The sequence below is a fragment of the Massilia arenae genome (assembly GCF_008014745.1).
Classification (GTDB): domain Bacteria; phylum Pseudomonadota; class Gammaproteobacteria; order Burkholderiales; family Burkholderiaceae_D; genus Telluria; species Telluria arenae.
Genome location: NZ_VPFD01000002.1, coordinates 220184 through 239389, shown reverse-complemented (window position 1 = coordinate 239389; position 19206 = coordinate 220184). Strand labels below are relative to the sequence as shown.

Annotated in this window: 17 protein-coding genes and 2 tRNA genes; 13 read left to right on the top strand and 6 right to left on the bottom strand. The window is 64.4% G+C overall.

Going from position 1 to position 19206, the window contains the following annotated elements; all coding sequences use genetic code 11:
• Positions 1–275 precede the first annotated feature (275 nt).
• Positions 276–1274 (bottom strand): TRAP transporter substrate-binding protein, encoded by a 999-nt coding sequence (locus FVD38_RS02495; RefSeq protein WP_147933382.1) that lies wholly within the window; start codon positions 1272–1274, stop codon positions 276–278.
• A gap of 159 nt (positions 1275–1433) precedes the next feature.
• Between FVD38_RS02495 and FVD38_RS02490 the strand changes: the two genes are divergently transcribed.
• From FVD38_RS02490 to FVD38_RS02480, 3 genes are all read left to right on the top strand, one after another.
• A complete protein-coding gene (locus tag FVD38_RS02490) occupies positions 1434–3443 on the top strand; it encodes a two-component system sensor histidine kinase NtrB (protein WP_147933381.1) in 2010 nt (669 codons plus the stop codon).
• A 96-nt stretch (positions 3444–3539) separates the two neighbouring features.
• Entirely contained in the window at positions 3540–4121 is a 582-nt protein-coding gene (locus FVD38_RS02485; RefSeq protein ID WP_147933380.1) for a response regulator transcription factor, read from the top strand.
• 201 nt (positions 4122–4322) lie between these two features.
• On the top strand, positions 4323–4652 hold the full coding sequence (locus FVD38_RS02480) for a DUF3052 family protein (protein ID WP_229493352.1): 330 nt from the start codon (positions 4323–4325) through the stop codon (positions 4650–4652).
• A 20-nt stretch (positions 4653–4672) separates the two neighbouring features.
• Here FVD38_RS02480 and queG read toward each other — a convergent pair whose 3' ends face one another.
• Complete coding sequence (gene queG / locus FVD38_RS02475) at positions 4673–5770, bottom strand: tRNA epoxyqueuosine(34) reductase QueG (RefSeq protein ID WP_147933378.1); 1098 nt, start codon at positions 5768–5770, stop codon at positions 4673–4675.
• Between the two features lie 40 nt (positions 5771–5810).
• On the opposite strand from queG, the gene tsaE reads away from it, so the two are divergent.
• Genes tsaE through FVD38_RS02460 form a run of 3 tightly spaced genes read left to right on the top strand, consistent with a single transcriptional unit; the run spans position 5811 to position 8585 of the window.
• Positions 5811–6320 carry a tRNA (adenosine(37)-N6)-threonylcarbamoyltransferase complex ATPase subunit type 1 TsaE gene (gene tsaE, locus FVD38_RS02470; RefSeq protein WP_147933377.1) on the top strand — a complete coding sequence of 170 codons (510 nt, stop codon included), beginning with the start codon at positions 5811–5813 and terminating at the stop codon, positions 6318–6320.
• Positions 6272–7786, top strand: coding sequence for an N-acetylmuramoyl-L-alanine amidase (locus FVD38_RS02465; RefSeq protein ID WP_147933376.1), 1515 nt, complete (start codon positions 6272–6274; stop codon positions 7784–7786). The genes tsaE and FVD38_RS02465 overlap by 49 nt, the downstream gene beginning before the upstream one ends.
• A 13-nt stretch (positions 7787–7799) precedes the next feature.
• Complete coding sequence (locus FVD38_RS02460) at positions 7800–8585, top strand: D-hexose-6-phosphate mutarotase (RefSeq protein ID WP_147933375.1); 786 nt, start codon at positions 7800–7802, stop codon at positions 8583–8585.
• Between the two features lie 164 nt (positions 8586–8749).
• Here FVD38_RS02460 and FVD38_RS02455 read toward each other — a convergent pair whose 3' ends face one another.
• On the bottom strand, positions 8750–9772 hold the full coding sequence (locus FVD38_RS02455; RefSeq protein WP_123072062.1) for a carbonic anhydrase: 1023 nt from the start codon (positions 9770–9772) through the stop codon (positions 8750–8752).
• Positions 9773–9981: 209 nt separating this feature from the next.
• Between FVD38_RS02455 and FVD38_RS02450 the strand changes: the two genes are divergently transcribed.
• The 5 genes from FVD38_RS02450 (at position 9982) to FVD38_RS02430 (ending at position 14139) form a co-directional block, all read left to right on the top strand.
• Positions 9982–10911, top strand: a complete 930-nt coding sequence (locus FVD38_RS02450) for a peptidylprolyl isomerase (RefSeq protein WP_147933374.1) — start codon at positions 9982–9984, stop codon at positions 10909–10911.
• 44 nt (positions 10912–10955) lie between these two features.
• Entirely contained in the window at positions 10956–12887 is a 1932-nt protein-coding gene (gene mutL, locus FVD38_RS02445) for a DNA mismatch repair endonuclease MutL (RefSeq protein WP_147933373.1), read from the top strand.
• A complete protein-coding gene (gene miaA, locus FVD38_RS02440) occupies positions 12884–13840 on the top strand; it encodes a tRNA (adenosine(37)-N6)-dimethylallyltransferase MiaA (protein ID WP_147933372.1) in 957 nt (318 codons plus the stop codon). The genes mutL and miaA overlap by 4 nt, the downstream gene beginning before the upstream one ends.
• Before the next feature lie 81 nt (positions 13841–13921).
• Positions 13922–13998: transfer RNA gene (locus FVD38_RS02435), tRNA-Met, on the top strand.
• 64 nt (positions 13999–14062) lie between these two features.
• Positions 14063–14139 (top strand) — tRNA-Met (locus FVD38_RS02430).
• 93 nt (positions 14140–14232) lie between these two features.
• Here FVD38_RS02430 and FVD38_RS02425 read toward each other — a convergent pair.
• The gene (locus FVD38_RS02425; RefSeq protein ID WP_147933371.1) at positions 14233–14565 is read right to left on the bottom strand and encodes a putative signal transducing protein; all 333 of its coding nucleotides are present in this window, start codon (positions 14563–14565) and stop codon (positions 14233–14235) included.
• 11 nt (positions 14566–14576) lie between these two features.
• Positions 14577–15845, bottom strand: a complete 1269-nt coding sequence (locus FVD38_RS02420; RefSeq protein ID WP_147933370.1) for a DUF445 domain-containing protein — start codon at positions 15843–15845, stop codon at positions 14577–14579.
• 147 nt (positions 15846–15992) lie between these two features.
• Between FVD38_RS02420 and FVD38_RS02415 the strand changes: the two genes are divergently transcribed.
• Both FVD38_RS02415 and FVD38_RS02410 read left to right on the top strand, forming a co-directional pair.
• Complete coding sequence (locus tag FVD38_RS02415; protein ID WP_147933369.1) at positions 15993–17696, top strand: cation:proton antiporter domain-containing protein; 1704 nt, start codon at positions 15993–15995, stop codon at positions 17694–17696.
• 57 nt (positions 17697–17753) lie between these two features.
• Positions 17754–18008: a hypothetical protein gene (locus FVD38_RS02410; RefSeq protein ID WP_147933368.1), complete on the top strand. Its 255-nt coding sequence runs from the start codon at positions 17754–17756 to the stop codon at positions 18006–18008.
• A 461-nt stretch (positions 18009–18469) separates the two neighbouring features.
• Here the strand turns inward: FVD38_RS02410 and FVD38_RS02405 are convergent, their stop codons facing one another.
• Positions 18470–18976, bottom strand: coding sequence for a lipocalin-like domain-containing protein (locus FVD38_RS02405; protein ID WP_147933367.1), 507 nt, complete (start codon positions 18974–18976; stop codon positions 18470–18472).
• Positions 18977–19206: the final 230 nt, after the last annotated feature.

The following is a 19206-nucleotide window of genomic DNA, read 5'->3' as shown; positions in this document are numbered from 1 at the left end:
GTGGTGTCTCCTCGAATGTCTCCGGTATGAATACCGTGCTTTTATCAATGCTCCCCCAAAAACCTTTGCATGCCGCTGCTATTGCTTGTTCTTGGCACTGCCGCGCACCATCCCAGTGCGCATGAGCCCCATGATAACGCAAGTGCTTGTAGAAAATATATCTTTTCAGCCACAAATTCAGAAAATTATTTTACTTATAAACAAAACGTCATTGTCCATATGCTGTAGGCGAATGTCAGCATGCCAGTGGATATCCACCTGATACTTGACCTGCGTCAACGCTCGACTTCGCGCAAGATGGCACGTACCGTCTCCTTGCCGATACGGCTCTCCATTTGTCCATACACGGGTTGCATCGCACGCCGCCATTCGGCCTGCTGGGCTGGTGTGAGCGTGTGGATCGCCGTGGTGCCGGCCTGGCGGATGGCTTCCATGGCGTCGTCATTGGCGCGCTGGGCGATCTTTTTCTCGTACACCGTGGCTTCGCGCATGGCGCGCGCCAGGGTATTGCGGGTGGCGGCCGGCAGTCCATCCCAGAATTTTTTGTTAACGATCACCGCGTAACCCAGATAGCCGTGGTTGGACACCGTCAGGTGGCTTTGCGTCTCGTGCATGCGCTGGGTGTACATATTCGACGGCGTGTTCTCGGTCCCCTCCACCACGCCATCGCGCAGGGCGGGTGCGGCCTCCGAAAAAGCCAGCGTCATCGGCTGGGCGCCCAACATACGCATCTGCGCATCCAATACCTTGGACGCCTGAATACGCATGCGCAATCCCTCGAAATCCTTGAGCGAGGTCAAGGGTTGGTTGGCCGACATGATCTTGAAACCGTTATCCCAGAACGCCAGGCCGGTGATGCCCTTGGACTCGAGCTTGCGCAGCAAGTCGCGCCCTATCCTTCCTTCGGTCACCTTGTACAACGCCGCCTTGTCCGGGAAGATATAAGGCAAGTCGAAGGCCTCGAATTCGCGCACGCCCAGCGGCGAGAACTTGGCCAGCGACGGCGCCAGCATCTGCACCGCGCCCAGCTGCAGGGCCTCGAGCTCCTCGCGGTCCTTGTATAGCTGGCTGTTGGGATACACTTCCACCCTGACTTGGCCGCCAGTCATTTGCTCGGCCAACTCCTTGAATCGCTCGGCGGCCCGGCCCTTCGGCGTATCGGGCGCCACCACGTGGCTGAACTTGATGACGATCGGTCCCTGCGCCAGGGCGTCGACACTCGCGGCCGCCGCCAGCGCGAACAGCGCTGTGGCGACCAGGGTCTTGATCTGCATGACGGTCTGATTCTTTCTAATAAAACCTTGGAAAGCACCGAGGCGCTTCCCTTACACTGGCGGATGCACTGCCGCACGCAAGTCTGTGCCGCGCCGTGCTCGACCGCCATCGTGGACTTCCACAACAGCTGGACAGTTTAACCAATACAGGACTCATGCATGAAAATTCCGTTCGCCCAGCCCATGTCGGAACCGCGCGCGCGCATTCGCGCCTGGCGGTTCTGGCGCTGGCTGGTGCCGATGCTGCTGGTGCTGCTGTTCCTGGCCGTGCTGATCTGGCTGCCGTGGCAGGCGCGCCAGATGGAAAGCACTGAGCGCCAAGAGCAATTGATTGCGGACACGCTGTGGGTCGAGCAGACCTTGCGCTTCGAACTGGCGCGCAGCGAGGACGCACTCAGCGCCCTCGGCGCCGACCTGGTGGTCGCGCCGCTGCCGCCGGAGAAATTGCAGGCGCGTTTCCGCCAGATGTTCGTCAACGGCCCGGAACTGGTGCGCGTGGTGTGGAGCGACGCCGCCGGCGCGGTGCTGGACAGCCATGGCGCCGACCTGCCCTCCGCTGGCCTGCCCCAGACCACGACGCTGGCCGGAGAAATGGCGCGCTCGATCCGGCGCGGCCGCTACAGCGAACCGTATGGCGCCACGCCATCGACCCATGGCCTGATCGATTTCTACCTGCCGCTGTTCCGCAACGGCCAGTTCACGGGCAGCCTGGTCGCGACCTACAGCCTGCAGGTGCTGCTCGACGAAACCGTGCCCTGGTGGTTTGCCCAGGATAACGCGCTGGCCCTGCTCGACCGCGACGAACAGGCGGTGGCGCGGCGCGCCGCCGGCGGGCCGGGACGCGGCGTCTACACCCACCAGCGCGAGCTCGACCTGCCGGGCGCCCAGCTGGTGCTGTCGACCAACAGCGTCAAGCGCGCACCGCAGCTGCTGCCGAACCTGCTGGTGGGCTCGGTGATCGTGCTGGCCCTGGGCCTGTTGACCAGTCTGGCCGCGCTGTGGCGCCACATCTCGCGCACGCTGGCGGCCGAAAGCGCGCTGCGCCAGCAGATGGCGTTTCGCACGGCGATGGAAAACTCGCTGCTCACGGGCCTGCGCGCACGCGACCTGGAGGGCCGCGTCACCTACGTCAACCGCGCCTTCTGCCAGATCGTCGGCCACCCGCCGGAGGAATTGATCGGCAAGAAGCCGCCGATGGCCTACTGGGCGCCGGAAGCGACCGCGGAATACGAGGAACGCTTCCAAGGCATTTTGTCGGGCAAGGTCACGCCGCAATTCGAGACCGTGTTCCAGCGTCCGGACGGCGCCCGGGTGCCGGTGCTGGTGTTCGAGGCGCCGCTGGTGGACGTCGACGGCCGCCATACCGGGTGGATGAGCTCGGTGCTCGACATCACCGACCGCAAGCGGGTGGAAGAGCTCAACCGCCAGCAGGAAGAAAAGCTGCAGGCCAGCGCACGCCTGGCCACCATGGGCGAGCTGTCGTCGATGCTGGCGCACGAGCTGAACCAGCCGCTGGCGGCGATTTCCAGCTACACGGTGGGCGCCCTGAACATGCTCGAGCGGGCCGCAGGTACCGGCGACGACCTCAAGCCGGGCATGCTGCGCCATGCGCTGGAACAGGCGCGCCAGCAAGCCCAGCGCGCCGGCCAGATCATCCGCAGCGTGCACGAGTTCGTCAAGAAGCGCGAACCGCTGCGCCAGGAGGTAACGATCCGCAGCGTCATTTCCAACGTGCATGCGTTGATCGAGCTGCAGGCGCGCCAGGCCGGCGTGGCGCTGCGCGTGCAATTGCCGCCCGGCTTGCCAACGGTGCTGGCCGACCGCGTGATGCTGGAGCAAGTGCTGCTCAACCTCACCCGCAATGCGATCCAGGCCATGCAGGACACGACGCCGGACCAGCGCGTGCTGCGCATCGAGGCCGTGCACGCGGATGAGCAGGTGGCGGTTTCGGTGATCGACCGCGGCCACGGCATCGCCCCTGAAGTCGCCGAGCGGCTGTTCTCGCCGTTCTACTCGACCCGGGCCGAGGGCATGGGGATGGGCTTGTCGATCTGCCGCACCGCGATCGAGTTCCATGGCGGCACCTTGAACCATGCGCCGCATCCGGCCGGCGGCACCGTGTTCACTTTTTCGTTGCCGGCCCAAGCGGCAAGCCGGGCGCTGGGCTAAAATCCGATCTGCGGCGCGCCGGTGTTGGCTGGATGCGCCATCTTTATTAGAAAAGCAACAAGGCGGGAAACCCATCCCGCCACTACGGAGACCTGCATGCTGCACATCGTCGACGACGAAGAAGTCATTCGCGACTCGCTCGCCTGGCTGGCGCAATCGCGCGGCCTGCCCGCGCGCGGTTACGCGGGCGGCCAGGAATTCCTCGACGCCCTGCAAGACCTCGACGTCAGCGGCGACTGCCTCCTGCTCGACGTGCGCATGCCCGGCATGAACGGCATCGCCGTGTTCGATGACCTGTTCAAGCGCGGCCTGCTGCCGCGCCTGCCCGTGATCTTTCTCACCGGCCACGGCGACGTACCGATGGCGGTCGACTCGCTCAAGCGCGGCGCTTTCGATTTCTTCGAGAAACCGTTCAACGACAACCAGCTGATGGACCGGGTCGAAGAAGCCCTCGCCGCCTCGCGCAAGGCCGCCGCCTCGGCCGGCGTACAGGCGCGCCTGGCCACCCTGTCGGCGCGCGAACGCGAAGTGCTCGACCTGATTTTGGCCGGCATGATGAACAAGGTGGTGGCCGATAAACTGGGCATCAGCATGCGCACGGTCGAGGTGCATCGGGCCCATATCTTCGACAAGATGCAGGTCAAGACAGCCGTCGAGCTGGCCGGGCTATTGAAGTAAATACCGGCCGCGCGTTCGCACGGCCTCTCCCTTTTTGCCGACCTTGTCGCGCGTCAAGCGTTCCAGCTTCTCAATGGAAGCCTTGTAAAATAGTCTTGAACGCGCCGCGGCCCCGGGCGCCGCGATGCCACTCTCTTTTAGGAAACTCCAATGAACGAAAAGACAGTTGCAGACAAGATGTTTTTACGAACGGCAAAATCGATGTTGGTGCTCAATGGCCAGGTGAATCCGAACGTGGCGGCCCAGATGCCGGCCGAGATCGTCAAGGAGGGCGACGGTCCCTTCGACGTGATCCTGATGTTCTGCATGCACCGCAAGGATCTCGAGCATTATTTCGACGTCGCCAAGCGCAAGCTGGGCGAGAAGGGTTCGCTGTGGATCGCCTACCTCAAGCAGACCGCCTCCAAGGCCACCGACATCAACCGCGATTCGATCAATGCCTATGCGAAGGAAAACGGCATCACCGGCGTGGCCATGATCTCGATCGACGGCGACTGGTCGGCACTGCGCCTGAAACGCATCGAGATCTGATCGCCTGATTCCCTGTCGGCTCAGGCGGCGTGGCGCGCCAGGGCCCAGGCGACGTGCTCTCGCACCAGTTCGGATGGATGATCGCACCGGGATTGCAGGGCAGCCACGATGACCGCATCTCCGCGCTTTTTCTCGGCGGCATTTCCCAATCCCACTGCCAGGTTGCGCAACCAGCGTTCGTGGCCGATCCGGCGAATCGGACTGCCTTCCATGCGGCGATTAAATTCTTCTTCGTCCCAGGCGAACAGACTGACCAGGTCGCCCTCTGCCAGGCTGTTGCGTTCGTCGAAATCCGGCACCGAAGCACGCTGCGCAAACTTGTTCCACGGACAGGCCACCTGGCAATCGTCGCAGCCATAGATGCGGTTGCCGATCAGGGGACGTAGTTCTTCCGGGATACTGCTTTTCAGCTCGATCGTCAGGTAGGAGATGCAGCGCCGCGCGTCGAGCTTGCCCGGCCCCAGGATCGCCCCGGTCGGACATAGGTCGATGCAGGCCTGGCATTGGCCGCAATGCGCGCCGGTGGGCGGATCGACGGGCAGCGGCAGGTCGACCAGGATCTCGCCGATGAAGAAGGTCGAGCCGGCCGCGCGCGACAGCAGCAGCGTGTGCTTGCCGCGCCAGCCTAGCCCGGCCTTTTCGGCCAGCGGCAACTCCATCACCGGCGCCGAATCGGTGAACACGCGAAAGCCGAACGGGCCGATCGCTTCCTGGATCTTTCCAGCCAGCGACTGCAAGCGGTTGCGCAAGACCTTGTGGTAGTCGCGTCCCCGGGCATAGACCGAGACCACGGCGGCATCCGGATCCTGCTGGCGCAGGCGCTCCACGGCGCGCCAGTCGGCATCCTGGGAGGCGGGCAGGTAATCCATGCGCGCCACGATGGCGCGCACTGTGCCCGGCACCAGTTCGGCGGGACGGGCACGCTTCATGCCATGGCTTGCCATATAATCCATCTCGCCGTGGTAACCCGCGTCCAGCCAGGCTTGCAGGCCGGCCTCCAGGTGGCCCAGGTCGACGTCGGCGATGCGCACGTCGGCAAAGCCCAGCTCCTTGCCCCACGCCTTGATGGCGCGCGCAAGCTGGGGCAGGTCGGGAGCAGGGTCGGGGGAAGTGGGCATACCGCAAGAAATCACGCAAGACAACTCGCTATTTTATTCGATGCTGCCTTTTAAATCGCGCTTGCAGCGCTATCTGCCGGACGAGTCCGCCACTTCCGCCCTCGGCGCCGCCCTGGCGCGCGCCTTGCAGCCGGGCCTGGTGATCTATCTGCACGGCGACCTCGGCGCCGGCAAGACCGCCCTCACCCGCGCGCTGCTGCAGTCGGCCGGCCATGCCGGCAATGTCAAAAGCCCGACCTACACCTTGTCGGAACCCTATCGGGTAATGCTCGATGACAAGCCCTTGAACGTCATCCACTACGACCTGTACCGCATGTCCAGCCCGGAAGAATTCCTGGACGCGGGCTTTCGCGAAGACTTTGACGGACGTAACGTATGTATCGTCGAATGGCCTGAAAAAGGCGATCCGGTGTTGCCACCGCCCGATTTGCGTGTCTTGCTCAACGTTAGCGGGCCCGGCCGTGATGTAGAATTGCAGGCGTTGTCCGAATTAGGCCTGCTATGCCTCGACCGTCTCGCCCCCCTTCTGCCGCCCCAGCCGCCAGCGTGACGCCTTCGTCCTCGCGCCGCCGCGTCCTGCTCAAGGCGGGCGGCACCCTGCTGCTGTCCGTCATCCCGCTGCACGCCAGCGCCAATGAAATCCTGGCCGTCCGTGTCTGGCCCGCCCCCGACTATACCCGGGTGACGCTGGAAAACGACACCGACCTCAAGGCCGAACACTTCCTGATCCCCGATCCGCCGCGCCTGGTGGTCGATATCGACGGCCTGGCCCTGAGCCCCACGCTCAAGAGCCTGGTGGCCAAGATCGAGGCAAACGATCCCTACATCAAGCAGGTGCGGGTCGGCCAGAACCGGCCGAACGTAGTGCGCCTGGTGTTCGACCTCAAGGCCGAGATCAAGCCGCAGGTGTTTACGCTGGCCCCCGTAGCCGGCTACCAGCACCGCCTGGTGTTCGACCTGTACCCGGCCGCCCCGGTCGACCCGATCGCCGCCCTGATCGAACAGGGCGACTGGAGTCCGGGCCCGACCACGACCCTGGCGGCCGACCAGCCGGCCCTGGGCGATCCCGTCGCCAGTACGCCGGTGGCCGGCGCGCCGGCCTCGCCCAATCCCGTCACCGGCACGCCGCCGGTGCAGATTCCCGTGCCGCCGCCGGCCGTCCCGCGCACCCAGCCGAATGCCGGCCCGGATGCGATCGCCAAGCTGGAAGCCGAGATGTCGGGACTGAAGGGCACGGCCCCGGCCCTGGCGGTGCAACCGCCGCCGGCCAAGGCAGCGGCCCCCCTGCCTGCCCAGAAAGTGGCGCGCATGATCACCATCGCCCTCGATCCGGGCCATGGCGGCGAAGACCCGGGCGCGATCGGCGCCAAGGGCAGCCGCGAAAAAGACATCGTGCTGGCGGTGGCCAAGCGCCTCAAGGCCAAGCTGGAGCAGATGCCGAACACGCGCGTGATGCTGACTCGCGACGGCGACTTCTTCGTGCCGCTGGGTACCCGCGTGCAAAAGGCGCGCAAGGTGCAGGCCGACCTGTTCGTGTCGATCCACGCCGACGCCTGGATCTCGCCGACCGCGCGCGGCTCGTCGGTGTTCGTGCTGTCGGAGAAAGGCGCGAGTTCGAGCGCGGCGCGCTGGCTGGCGAACGACCAGAACAAGGCCGACCTGATCGGCGGCGCCAACCTGACTGGCACGGGCGACAAGCACCTGGCCAGCGTGCTGTTCGACCTGTCGACCACGGCCCAGATCAACGACAGCCTCAAGCTGGGCAAGGCCGTGCTGAAGGAAATCGGCGGCATCAACCGCCTGCACAAGGCCTCGGTCGAGCAGGCCGGCTTTGCCGTGCTGAAGGCACCGGACATCCCGTCCATCCTGGTCGAGACCGCCTTTATCTCGAACCCGCAGGAAGAAGCGCGCCTGAACGACGACGCCTACCAGGACCAGCTGGCCAATGCGATCACGAATGGCATCCGCCGCTATTTCGCCGATAATCCGCCCATGGCCAAGAGCCGCCAGACCTGAGCCGGAACCCATCATGGAAAACATCAGCTTCGGGCAATTGCCCGCGATTCGCATCACGGCGCCGGACGGCGCCAGCGCCGTCGTCACCCTGTATGGCGGCCACCTGGTATCGTGGCACGGCGCCGACGGCGGCGAGCGCATGTTCCTCAGCAGCCGCTCGGCCCTGGACGGCAGCCGCGCGATCCGTGGCGGCGTGCCGGTCATCTTTCCCCAGTTCGGCGAGCGCGGCGACGGCATGCGCCATGGCTTCGCACGGCTCAGCACCTGGCGCCTGGAAGGGCACGGCATCGAGGGCGATACGGCGTGGGCGGAATTCGGCCTGAATGAAGCCGACCTGGCGCCGGCAATGGCCGCTGCCTGGCCGCACCGCTTTGCACTGACGCTGCGCGTGACCGTGCAAGCCAATGCGCTGGAGATGGCGCTCGGCGTGCGCAACGCGGGCGCCGCGCCCTTCCCGTTCGCGGCGGCGCTGCATACCTATCACCTGGTGCCGCACCTGGCGGACGTGCGCATCGAGGGGCTCGAGGCGGGCACCTTGTCGATCGCGGACAAGCTCGACGTGGTTTATGAGAATGTTGCCGGCAACATCACCCTGGGCACTTGGGCGCGCGTACTGACGCTGGAGCAGGCGGGATTCAAGGATGCCGTGGTGTGGAATCCGGGCGCTGCGGACACGGCCGCTCTGGCCGATATGGAAGACGACGAGTACCAGCGCTTCGTGTGCATCGAGCCAGCGCAGTTGAGCCCGGTCGAGCTGGCGCCGGGCGCAGTGTGGGAAGGGCGTTACCGTATTTCTTGACCTGCTGCCATGAGACGTCGTTCCCGCGAAGGCGGGAACCTAAGTCAGTCGAACAGCCCACAGCATCAAGAGTAGCATCAACTCAAGCACACTTGGGTCCCCGCCTTCGCGGGGACGACGGTCTCAAGGCCAACAAAAAAGCCCGGCATCCCGGGCTTTTGCTATTACATCGATTCCTTGACCATTCGCCCATTCGCCTGCTGCACCGGCCGCGAATTGAACGGATACAGCCGCGAGAACAAGGCCATCTGCTGGGGCGAGGCCGTCATCGGCTGCTTCATCACCAGCCACAGCACATTCTCGGTGCACGGCGGCTCGCTCAGCGAACCCATATACGTGAAGTAGTCGCGCCGCGCCGGCAGGATTTCGTTCACGTCGAGCACGATCGATGGCGTCACCGTCATGTGCTTTTCCAGCGGCAGGTTGTTCCAGACGGTCTGGATCATGGGATTGGCGTCGCCGCGCTCGAGCAGCACCGCCAGGATGGCGATCTTGTTGTCGTAGCTCTTGTGCACCAGGTGCACGACCATCTCGGTGCCCTTGCCGTTGATGCGCTCTTCGCCCGGACGATGGAAGTGGAATTGCTGCAGCTCGTAGGTGGTCCCACCCACGCTCAGGAAGTTCCCGCCTGCGACGTTCACCTGGATCGTATGGCCATTGTCGATCTCGTTGAACGAACTCGGGTGGTAGTCGAAGCTGATCTGCTCCAGGTCGACCTTGATGCCGTCGCGCAGGTCGATCGGCGACTGGCGGTTGCCGGTATTGCAGGATGCCCATGCGGTATTGATCTTCGACCAGTTCTCGGGGCCGAATTCGCCCTCATACGTCCAGTGGGTACCGTTCTTCGGCTTGGCGGCCTCGACGGCTGCAGCGGCGGCAACCGCGGCTTCCTTCTTGCGGCGGGCTTCCGCGGCGCGGCGTGCGCGTGCGGCGTCCTCGGCGCGCAGGGCTTGCTTGGCGCGCAGCTCGGCCAGTTTTTCGGCGATGCGGACCGACAGGTCGACTTCCGCATCTTCTTCGGATTTTTGGGCAGCAGCAGGGGTCGCCGCGCCAGGCCGCAGGTTCGGCTTGATCGAAGCGATTGCCACGGGTTTCTCAACCGCGGGCTTGGTCGTTGGAGCTGCATCGTTCGCATTCGCCAGAGCGGTGACCAGGCTCAGGGCGAATAGTGCGATCAGGTTACGCATGGATGTCCAGATAGTGGGCTTACCCTATCCTTATCGGACCCGGCGCAGCTAACTTGAGTGCGCCGCAGCAACAAAAGGCGCTGAATTTTCGCTTTTTGCCGACTTATTTACACCAATTGTCAACTATGGCGCAGGACCTGCGCGCCAGGTTTGTACAGACCTCACGCTCGACTACAATTGCCTGATACACATAACCAAACGGAGAATCCATGAAGGCAGCGACCACGATCCACGCAATCACCGGCATGGCGCTCGTTGCCCTGCTCGCGCACGACGCCGACGCCGCACCGGCTGGGTCCGGCAAGGAATTGCCACCCAAGCCCTCGGTGGCGGACGTGGTCAAGGCGTCCAAGCCGGGCGACTGGCGCCCCCTCGATCCAGAGAACACGCTGTACATGGAACTGCCGGCAGGCCGCGTCGTCATGGAACTGGCGCCGAACTTCGCGCCGAAGGCGGCCGCGAACATCCGCGCGCTGGTGCGCGAACGCTACTTCGACGGCTTGTGGGTCATGCGCGCGCAAGATGGCTTCGTGGTGCAATGGGGCGATCCGGACGAGGAAACGCCGCGCCCGTTCAAGGCCGCCAAGACCGTGGACGCCGAATTCACCGTGCCCGCCAAGGGCACCGGCGCGTTCACGCAGCTGAAGGAACGCGACGTCTACGCGCCGCAGGTGGGCCACGTGAACGGCTTCCCGGTCGCGCGCGACCCGAAGGGCGGCCAAGCCTGGTTGCCGCATTGCTACGCCATGGTCGGCGTGGCGCGCGACGAGGCGTCCAATACGGGCAACGGTTCGCAGCTGTACACCGTGATCGGCCACGCGCCGCGCCACCTGGACCGCAACATCACCGTGGTCGGCCGCATCGTGGCCGGCATGCCGCTGCTCACCGTGATGCCGCGCGGGACCGGAGCCCTTGGCTTCTACGAGAAAGCCGAGCAACGCACGCCGATCGCCAGCGTGCGCCTGGCGGCCGACGTGCCCCAGGCCGAGCGCAGCAAGCTCGAGGTGATGCGCACCGAGAGCGCCGCCTTCCAGGCCGTGATCGAGGCCCAGCGCAACCGCGGCGGTCCGTGGACCAAGGTCGCGGCCGGCGCGATCGACCTGTGCAATGTGCCGATTCCCGTGCGCGAACAGCAATGAGTCGTTGACGATCCGGGGCTCGAGCAGCGCGATATAATCGCACCATGAACGCCCCTGCCCCGACCCACCGCCCCATCCAGCAGCTCCCCGACCAGCTCATCTCGCAGATCGCCGCCGGCGAAGTGGTCGAGCGGCCATCGGCCGTCGTCAAGGAACTGCTGGAAAACGCGCTCGACGCGGGCGCGACCCAGATCACCGTGCGCCTCGAAGAAGGCGGCGTCAAGCGCATCGCGATCACCGACAACGGCCGCGGCATCGCGCCGGAACAACTGCCGCTGGCGCTGGCGCGCCATGCGACCTCCAAGATCACGTCGCTGCACGACCTCGAGAACGTGGGCACGCTGGGCTTTCGCGGCGAGGCGCTGGCCTCGATCGCTTCGGTGGCCGCGGTGCGCATCACCTCGCGCACGCCCGACGCGGCCCACGCCTTCGAGATCGTCGGCTCGCACGAGGGCACGGTGGCGCCATCGTCCGGCGCCTTCGGCACCACGATCGACGTGCAGGACCTGTACTTCAACACCCCGGCGCGCCGCAAGTTCTTAAAATCCGAACAGACCGAATATGGTCACTGCGCCGAAGTCGTGCGCCGCATCGCGCTGGCGCGTCCGGACGTGTCGTTCAGCCTGTCGCACAACGGCCGCACGATCGACCACTGGAACGTGAGCGAAGCGGCCAAGCGCAGCGCCCACATCCTCGGCAGCGATTTCGCCGAGGCGCGCCTGGCCCTGGACGAATCGGCCGGTCCGCTGCACCTGCATGGCTACGTCGGCCTGCCGACCGCCTCCAAGGCGCGCGCCGACGGCCAGTTCTTCTACGTGAACGGGCGCTTCGTGCGCGACAAGGTGCTGGTGCACGCGGTGCGCGCCGCCTACCAGGACGTGCTGCACGGCGACCGCTTCCCCTCCTACGTGCTGTCGCTCGACCTCGATCCGGCGCTGGTCGACGTCAACGTCCACCCATCGAAGATCGAAGTGCGCTTCCGCGACAGCCGCGCGGTGCACCAGTTCGTGTTCCACGCGGTGCAGCGCACGCTGGCCCAGACCTCGGCCACGGCGCACGGCAGCGTGCCGGCGCCGATCACGGCGGCCGAGGTGCGGCCGAGTGGCACGCCGCTGTGGCAAATGTCGCCGTCGCCATCGCAGCCGCAGATGCGCCCGCATGAGCAGACGTCGTTCGGGGCGCAGTTGTCGACCTTCTCGCCGTCGCCATATCCGGCGGGGAGCCGCTGGGATGATCCATCGACCACCGGTGGCGTGGCGCAGCGCACCGAGGCCTATGGCGCGCTGTTCAAGTCGGATGCGACGACCACGATGCCTGCGTCTTCGACCGCCCCGATGGCTGTGCCGCTCTCGGCATCGGACCGCCCGCTGTCGAACGACGACTTCCCGCTCGGCTTCGCGCTGGCCCAGCTGCACGGCATCTACATCCTGGCCCAGAACACGCGCGGCCTGGTGCTGGTCGACATGCACGCGGCCCACGAACGCATCCTCTACGAGCAGATCAAGAACGCGCTCGACGCCCAGGCCCAGGGCCAGGAGATGCAGGTGCAGTCGATGCTGATCCCGGTGACCTTCTACGCCGACGCGATCGAGGTCGCGACCGCGACCGAGCACCAGGACACCCTGAAGACGCTGGGCTTCGACATCGCCGCGCTGTCGCCAACCACCCTCGCCGTGCGCAGCGTGCCGACCCTGCTCAAGAACGCCGACGCCCAGACCCTGGCGCGCGACGTGCTGCGCGACGTACGCGAATATGGCGGCTCGCGCGTGCTGATCGAGCGCCGCAACGAGCTGCTCGGCACCCTCGCCTGCCACACGGCGGTGCGCGCCAACCGCATCCTGGCCGTGCCCGAGATGAACGCGCTGCTGCGCCAGATGGAAAGCACCGAACGCGCCGACCAGTGCAACCACGGCCGCCCGACCTGGGTCCAGCTCGAGATCTCCGCGCTCGATAAACTGTTCTTGCGCGGCCAATGATGAACCAGACGAACAAGCCGATGGCCGTGGCCATCATGGGCCCGACCGCGTCCGGCAAGACGGCCAGCGCCCTGCGCATCGCGCAAACGCGGCCGTGCGAAATCATCTCGGTCGATTCGGCCCTGGTGTATCGCGGGATGGACATCGGCACCGCCAAGCCCACACCTGACGAACTGGCCGCCGTGCCGCATCACCTGATCGACATCCTCGATCCGCTCGAGGCGTATTCGGTCGCGCAGTTCCGCGCCGATACCATCCGCCTGGTGGGCGAGATCACGGCGCGCGGCAAGCTGCCGCTGCTGGTAGGCGGCACGATGATGTATTTCAAGGGACTGGTCGACGGCCTGGACGATCTGCCGACGGCGGATGCGGGCGTGCGCACCGCGCTCGATGCAGAAGCTGCGCGCATCGGCTGGCCCGGCATGCACGAGAAGCTGCGCGCGGTCGATCCGGTGACGGCGGCGCGCCTGGCGCCGAACGACGCCCAGCGCATCAACCGCGCGCTGGAAATCCATGCGTTGTCCGGCCAGCCGATGTCGGCCCTGCTGGCAAAACGCGCCAAGCCCGAGCTGCCGTTCGAACTGGTGTCGTTCGGCCTCGAGACCGATGACCGCGCCGTGCTGCACAAGCGCATCGCGCTGCGTTTCGACCAGATGCTGGGCGATAGCGACGATGGCGGTCTGGTGGCGGAAGTGGCGCGCCTGCGTGCACGCGGCGACCTGTCGCCCGCGCTGCCGTCGATCCGCTGCGTCGGTTATCGCCAGGCCTGGGACTACCTGGACGGCAATATCGACCGTGCGGAGTTGCGCGAACTGGGCGTCATCGCCACCCGCCAACTGGCCAAGCGCCAGATCACCTGGCTGCGCGCGATGCCGGACCGGATCGTGATCGACTGCCTGGGGCCCGATCCGGCGGGGGCGATGCTGGACCACCTCGAAACGTTGGATAAATGACATCGATGCGACATTTTTCCGCGCAGAACACGCCACGATCTTGACACGCAACCGGTCGCGCCCGATAATATTGGTCGTTGCGGTGATATAGCTCAGCTGGTTAGAGCACAGCACTCATAATGCTGGGGTCGGTGGTTCAAGTCCACCTATCACCACCAAGAATTCCAAGCGAATGGCTTGGCTCTCCAACGAGTCAAGCCATTTTTGCTTTTGTCAGTTTCAGGTGATATAGCTCAGCTGGTTAGAGCACAGCACTCATAATGCTGGGGTCGGTGGTTCAAGTCCACCTATCACCACCAAATACAGAACGGCCCGGTTCGCAAGAACCGGGCCGTTGTTGTTTTCGGCACTGCTAACATCATTTCGTACGCTACCCCGCTTGTCGACCCGGCCTACTCGGCCTTTTGCCACTCGCCGTCCGGCGCGTGTTCGTCGAGCGCAAAGTCGCCCCGCGCCAGCGCTTCGAGCACCGTATGCGCCTGTTGCACGTGCTCCGCATCGACCAGCAGGCGCACGCCGCCCAGCGCCGGCGCCAGCAGCAGGTCGGTCTGCATCAAATGCGCATCGGCCAGCATGGCGGGGATGCCGGACGCCTCCAGGCAGCCCTGGGCCAGGTTGGCGTCGATCGGGATCATGTAGCGCGCCACCACGTACAGGTCGCGTTCGGGGATGCGCTCGACCTCGGGGTGGGCGGCGAGCCAGTCGTTCAGTGCGAGCGTGTGCATGGTGGAGGCCTTCAGTTCAGGAGCGCGGGCAGGTGGGACAGCAGGTACAAGGTCACGCCGATCATGCCGCCCACGATGGTGCCGTTGATGCGGATGTACTGCAGGTCCTTGCCGATATTGAGTTCGATCTGGGCCGACATCTCGCGGTCGTCCCACTGCTTGACGGTGTCGGCGATGTGGCGCGTCAGGAAGCCCGCAAACTCGGGCGCCACGCCGCGCGCGGCCGCTTCCAGGTTCTCGTGCAGCGACTGGCGCAAGGCCGGATCTTCGCTCAGCACCTTGCCGATCCAGGCGCCCATGGCGACGATGCGAACGCGCAGCCTGGAATCCTCGCTTTCGAGGTCGCGCTTGAGCCAGGCCTTCAGTTCGGCCCACAGCGAACCGAGATAGGTGTTGACGGTCTCGTCCTCGAGCAGGTAGCGCTTGACGTCGTCGGCCCTGGCCAGGAAGGCCGGGTCGCCTTTCAGGCGTTCGATAAAGCCGGCCACGTAGTCGTCGAAGCGGTGGCGCAGCGGGTGCTCGGGATCGGCCGCCACCTTGTTGAGCACACCGGCGGCCAGGCGCACGGCGATGTCGGCGCCCTTGCGGCCGATGAGGTCCGAGGGCAGCATCTTCTCGATGAAGGCATAGTCTTCCTTGAGCCACTCGACGATGCCCTGGGCGATGTAGTCTTGCGTGTCGGCGTTGTCCAGCAAGTGTGCCAGTTGCCGGATGCCTTCGTCGAGCAGTTCCTGGTGGCGCCGGCCGCGGGTCAGGCTTTCCAGGATGGCGCCGCTCGACTTCGACAGGTCGACGCTGTTCACCATCGTGTGCACGCCGCGGCGGATGAAGTTCTGCACCGCCGCGTCTTCGATGAAGTCGAGCATGAAGGTCGCGGCGCGCACCAGGTGGGCGCCCATCAATTCGGTATTGGCCGGCTTGACCAGCCACTCGGCCACCTTCTGCACCGGATCGTGGCGCCGGATCAGGCCGACGATGGAATCGGTGTCGAGGAATTTTTCGCGCACGAACAGCGCCAGGTTGTCGGCGATCTTGTCCTTGTTGCTGGGGATGATGGCGGTATGGCGCGACACGATCGGGATCGGCACGCGCCGGAACAAGGCCACCACCGCGAACCAGTCGGCCAGCGCGCCGACCATGGCCGCTTCGGAGAAGGCACGCAGCAGGCCAGTCCACCAGGTATACGGCAGCAGGAGGCTGATCACGAACAGCGCGGCCGCGCCTATGAAGAAGCCGAGGGCGATCCGTTTGGAACGGCGCAGTTCATCTTGTTTTTCCATGCAGCGCTAGCTCGGCAGTGACGTTATACCAATGCTATCGCACTTCAGGCGCGGACGACGCGCCGGCGTTGCTCGGGTTTTTTTAGCCTGTACATACTGCTGACTTATACTAAAGACCTTCCCACCTGTTCAAGAGTCCTCCACTACATGCATCACGAATTAAGCCTGATCACCACGATTGCCGCCGCACTCGGTTTCGGCCTGATATTCGGCATGCTGGCCGTGCGCCTCAAACTGCCGGCGCTGGTCGGCTACCTGGCCGCCGGCGTCTTCATAGGCCCCGCCACGCCGGGCTTCGTGGCGGACATCGGCCTGGCGTCACAGCTGGCCGAGATCGGGGTCATGCTGCTGATGTTCGGGGTCGGGCTGCATTTCTCGCTGAAGGACTTGCTCGATGTACGCCGCATCGCCCTGCCCGGCGCCCTGCTGCAGATCGGCGTGGCCACCGGGATGGGCATGGCGCTGTCGTGGTGGTGGGGCTGGAGCCTGGGCGCGGGCATCGTGTTCGGCTTGGCGCTATCGGTGGCGAGCACCGTGGTGCTGCTGCGCGCGCTGGAGGCACGCGGGGTGCTCGACTCGATGAACGGCCGCATCGCGGTGGGCTGGCTGGTGGTCGAGGACCTCGTCATGGTGCTGGTGCTGGTGATGCTGCCGGCGCTCGCAGGCCCGCTGGGCGGCAAGGGCGACGCCGGGCTCGATCTGTGGCCGGCACTGGGCATGACCCTGCTGCAGGTGGGCGGCTTCATCGCCTTCATGCTGATCGTCGGGCGCAAGGTCTTTCCGTGGTTCCTGTGGCGGGTGGCCAAGACCGCGTCGCGCGAGCTGTTCACGCTGGCCGTGATCGCAGCGGCGGTCGGCATCGCCTATGCGTCATCGAGCCTGTTCGGCGTGTCGTTCGCGCTGGGCGCCTTCTTTGCCGGCATGGTGCTGCGCGAGTCGGAACTGAGCCACCGCGCGGCCGAGGAATCGCTGCCGCTGCGCGATGCGTTCTCGGTGCTGTTCTTCGTCTCGGTTGGCATGCTGTTCGATCCGATGGTGTTGGTCGACAATCCGCTGCACGTGCTGGGCGTGGTGCTGGTGATCGTGGTTGGCAAGTCACTCGCCGCTTTTATCCTGGTGCTGGCGCTGCGGTATCCGCTCAATACGGCGCTGACCGTGTCGGCCAGCTTGGCGCAGATCGGCGAGTTCTCTTTCATTCTCGCGGCGCTGGGCATGCAGCTCGGGCTGTTGCCGGAGCTGGGGCAAAACCTGATCCTTGCCGGCGCCATCATCTCGATCGCCCTCAATCCGCTGGTGTTTTCGTCGATCGAGCCGGTGCAGCGCTGGCTGGGCACGCAAGACCACCTGATGCATCTGGCGCGCAGGCTGGAACGGCCAGCCGATCCGCTGGCGGAACTGCCGATGACGACCTCGCGCGAAAAGCTCAGCAACCAAGTGGTGCTGGTGGGGTTTGGACGGGTCGGGCGGCGCATTGCGGACGACCTGACGGCGCGTGGCATTCACTTCGTGCTCGCCGAGCAGCATCGCGAACTGGTCGAGCAGGCGCGTCAGCGCGGGATTCCGGCGGTGGTGGGCAATGCGGCGGAACCGGCGGTGCTGATCCAGGCGCATATCCACAAGGCGGCGATGCTGGTGATCGCGACGCCGGACACCTTCGACGTGCGCAAGATGGTGGAGATTGCGAAGGCGCTCAATCCATCGATCCGCTGCGTGGTGCGCACGCATAACGACAAGGAAGCGGAGTTGTTGCGGGCGGAGACCGGCGGACGGGTGTTCGTTGGTGAGGAGGAGCTGGCCAGCAGCATGACGCGGCATGTACTAGAAACATTACAGGAGCAAAAACGGGCCTAGCTCAACAAATTTGCCCAACTCGCTCGCCTTGATAACCCCATTGAAAGTGACTCGACCATGACGACAAACTTTTCTTCCCCATACCAGCCGATCAACTGCGAATTTCACGATCTGCTCGAGGCCAACGCCACCTTAGGCAAGCCAGTGCAGATCGGCATTCGCAACGAGACAGGCGCCATACAGTATTACACGGCCTCCATTACCGACTTATACGCAAAGAATGGTGCCGAGTACATGTCGATAAGTACTGGCGACACCGTGCGTCTGGACCAGATCGAGGAGATCGATGGCGCAAAGCTGAGTGATTTCTAACATCGGGTCGTTTGATGGATGCAGGCCCCCAGGCGCACGGTGTGCTCGCCGCTGGCTTCTGCCCGAGCTGGCTGTAATCGATCGTCGAACGCGAATACTTCGACAGGCGGCTCACCATCAAATTGAGCATCTTGGTGATCTTCTCGATATCGGCTGGCGGCGGACCTCCCTGAGCAGAGACCGCGCAAGCGAACGCGACAGCACAGGCAGTTACGGCAAAATATGGTGAAGTGGTTACTAAATTATTGACTCACTATCCCAGGAGCAATCATCATGAGTGTGCGAGACGCCATTTTCCGTTCCTTCAAACTTACGCAAAGCTATCCATAGTTAACTTTGCTGTTGAATTCCTGCTTCACAGGGGCCGGTTTCACCTCGCACTTGACGCGCGAGGCCAGCCTGATCATCGGATTACAGGAGTCGATCTTCGCTATCGAGATAATGGCATGGTCCTGTGACCGCTACTGACGCTTTACCCGCTGCCAGACGATCCGGATCCTGGTGCCGTCCGGCCTCTGGAAATTCTCGGTCATGCGATCGCCTTCGACAACCAGGCGCAGCTCCTTGCGGGTACGCACCTGCCCGATCCAGTTCGGAAAGGTCGATGCTTCGACGCGGTTGCCGCTGAAGACGCCGTCCTTGTCCACCGTATAGGTGCCGAAGAAGCCGATGCTGCCGGCCATCGCGGCGCGGTTTTCTTCGGTCGTGCCCTGCCCTCGGACATTTGAGGCGAATTTTGGAATGTTCGCATCGCTCAGCACTTCGATGAAATGCATGTCTTCGGTGAACACCAGCAGGCCATTTGGCTTGTCGCCGTAGGCCGGCACGTTCTTGCCGTCCGGGTCGATCTGCGCGGTCACCATGCGCCAGGTGCCAAGAACCTGATTCGGCGATCTGGCCTCGGCAGGCGCTGTGATACCGATCAGCGCTGCGAGAAGGACGAAACAGGCAAGCTTCTGGGTATGCATCAAAATCTCCTGTATATGAAGTACGCCCACCCATCATAGCCAAGCGGAAGAGCCTGATCATCTACCTGAGCTTGCATGCGGTAATGAACAGCGCAGAACAATGACATCAACTTTTCGTGATCTCGTGGTCCGGCACAAAGCTCACGCGGCGAGTGATGACGTAACGCAATAGCTAAACTTCAGAGCACCGATATCGTGTCTCCGATAAGTTTATCTGGAGCACATCTCGA

Coding starts and splice junctions, on each gene's coding strand:
- FVD38_RS02495 (WP_147933382.1), bottom strand. CDS start 1,274: ATGCAGATCAAGACCCTGGTCGCCACAGCGCTGTTCGCGCTGGCGGCG.
- FVD38_RS02490 (WP_147933381.1), top strand. CDS start 1,434: ATGAAAATTCCGTTCGCCCAGCCCATGTCGGAACCGCGCGCGCGCATT.
- FVD38_RS02485 (WP_147933380.1), top strand. CDS start 3,540: ATGCTGCACATCGTCGACGACGAAGAAGTCATTCGCGACTCGCTCGCC.
- FVD38_RS02480 (WP_229493352.1), top strand. CDS start 4,323: ATGTTGGTGCTCAATGGCCAGGTGAATCCGAACGTGGCGGCCCAGATG.
- queG (WP_147933378.1), bottom strand. CDS start 5,770: ATGCCCACTTCCCCCGACCCTGCTCCCGACCTGCCCCAGCTTGCGCGC.
- tsaE (WP_147933377.1), top strand. CDS start 5,811: ATGCTGCCTTTTAAATCGCGCTTGCAGCGCTATCTGCCGGACGAGTCC.
- FVD38_RS02465 (WP_147933376.1), top strand. CDS start 6,272: ATGCCTCGACCGTCTCGCCCCCCTTCTGCCGCCCCAGCCGCCAGCGTG.
- FVD38_RS02460 (WP_147933375.1), top strand. CDS start 7,800: ATGGAAAACATCAGCTTCGGGCAATTGCCCGCGATTCGCATCACGGCG.
- FVD38_RS02455 (WP_123072062.1), bottom strand. CDS start 9,772: ATGCGTAACCTGATCGCACTATTCGCCCTGAGCCTGGTCACCGCTCTG.
- FVD38_RS02450 (WP_147933374.1), top strand. CDS start 9,982: ATGAAGGCAGCGACCACGATCCACGCAATCACCGGCATGGCGCTCGTT.
- mutL (WP_147933373.1), top strand. CDS start 10,956: ATGAACGCCCCTGCCCCGACCCACCGCCCCATCCAGCAGCTCCCCGAC.
- miaA (WP_147933372.1), top strand. CDS start 12,884: ATGATGAACCAGACGAACAAGCCGATGGCCGTGGCCATCATGGGCCCG.
- FVD38_RS02425 (WP_147933371.1), bottom strand. CDS start 14,565: ATGCACACGCTCGCACTGAACGACTGGCTCGCCGCCCACCCCGAGGTC.
- FVD38_RS02420 (WP_147933370.1), bottom strand. CDS start 15,845: ATGGAAAAACAAGATGAACTGCGCCGTTCCAAACGGATCGCCCTCGGC.
- FVD38_RS02415 (WP_147933369.1), top strand. CDS start 15,993: ATGCATCACGAATTAAGCCTGATCACCACGATTGCCGCCGCACTCGGT.
- FVD38_RS02410 (WP_147933368.1), top strand. CDS start 17,754: ATGACGACAAACTTTTCTTCCCCATACCAGCCGATCAACTGCGAATTT.
- FVD38_RS02405 (WP_147933367.1), bottom strand. CDS start 18,976: ATGCATACCCAGAAGCTTGCCTGTTTCGTCCTTCTCGCAGCGCTGATC.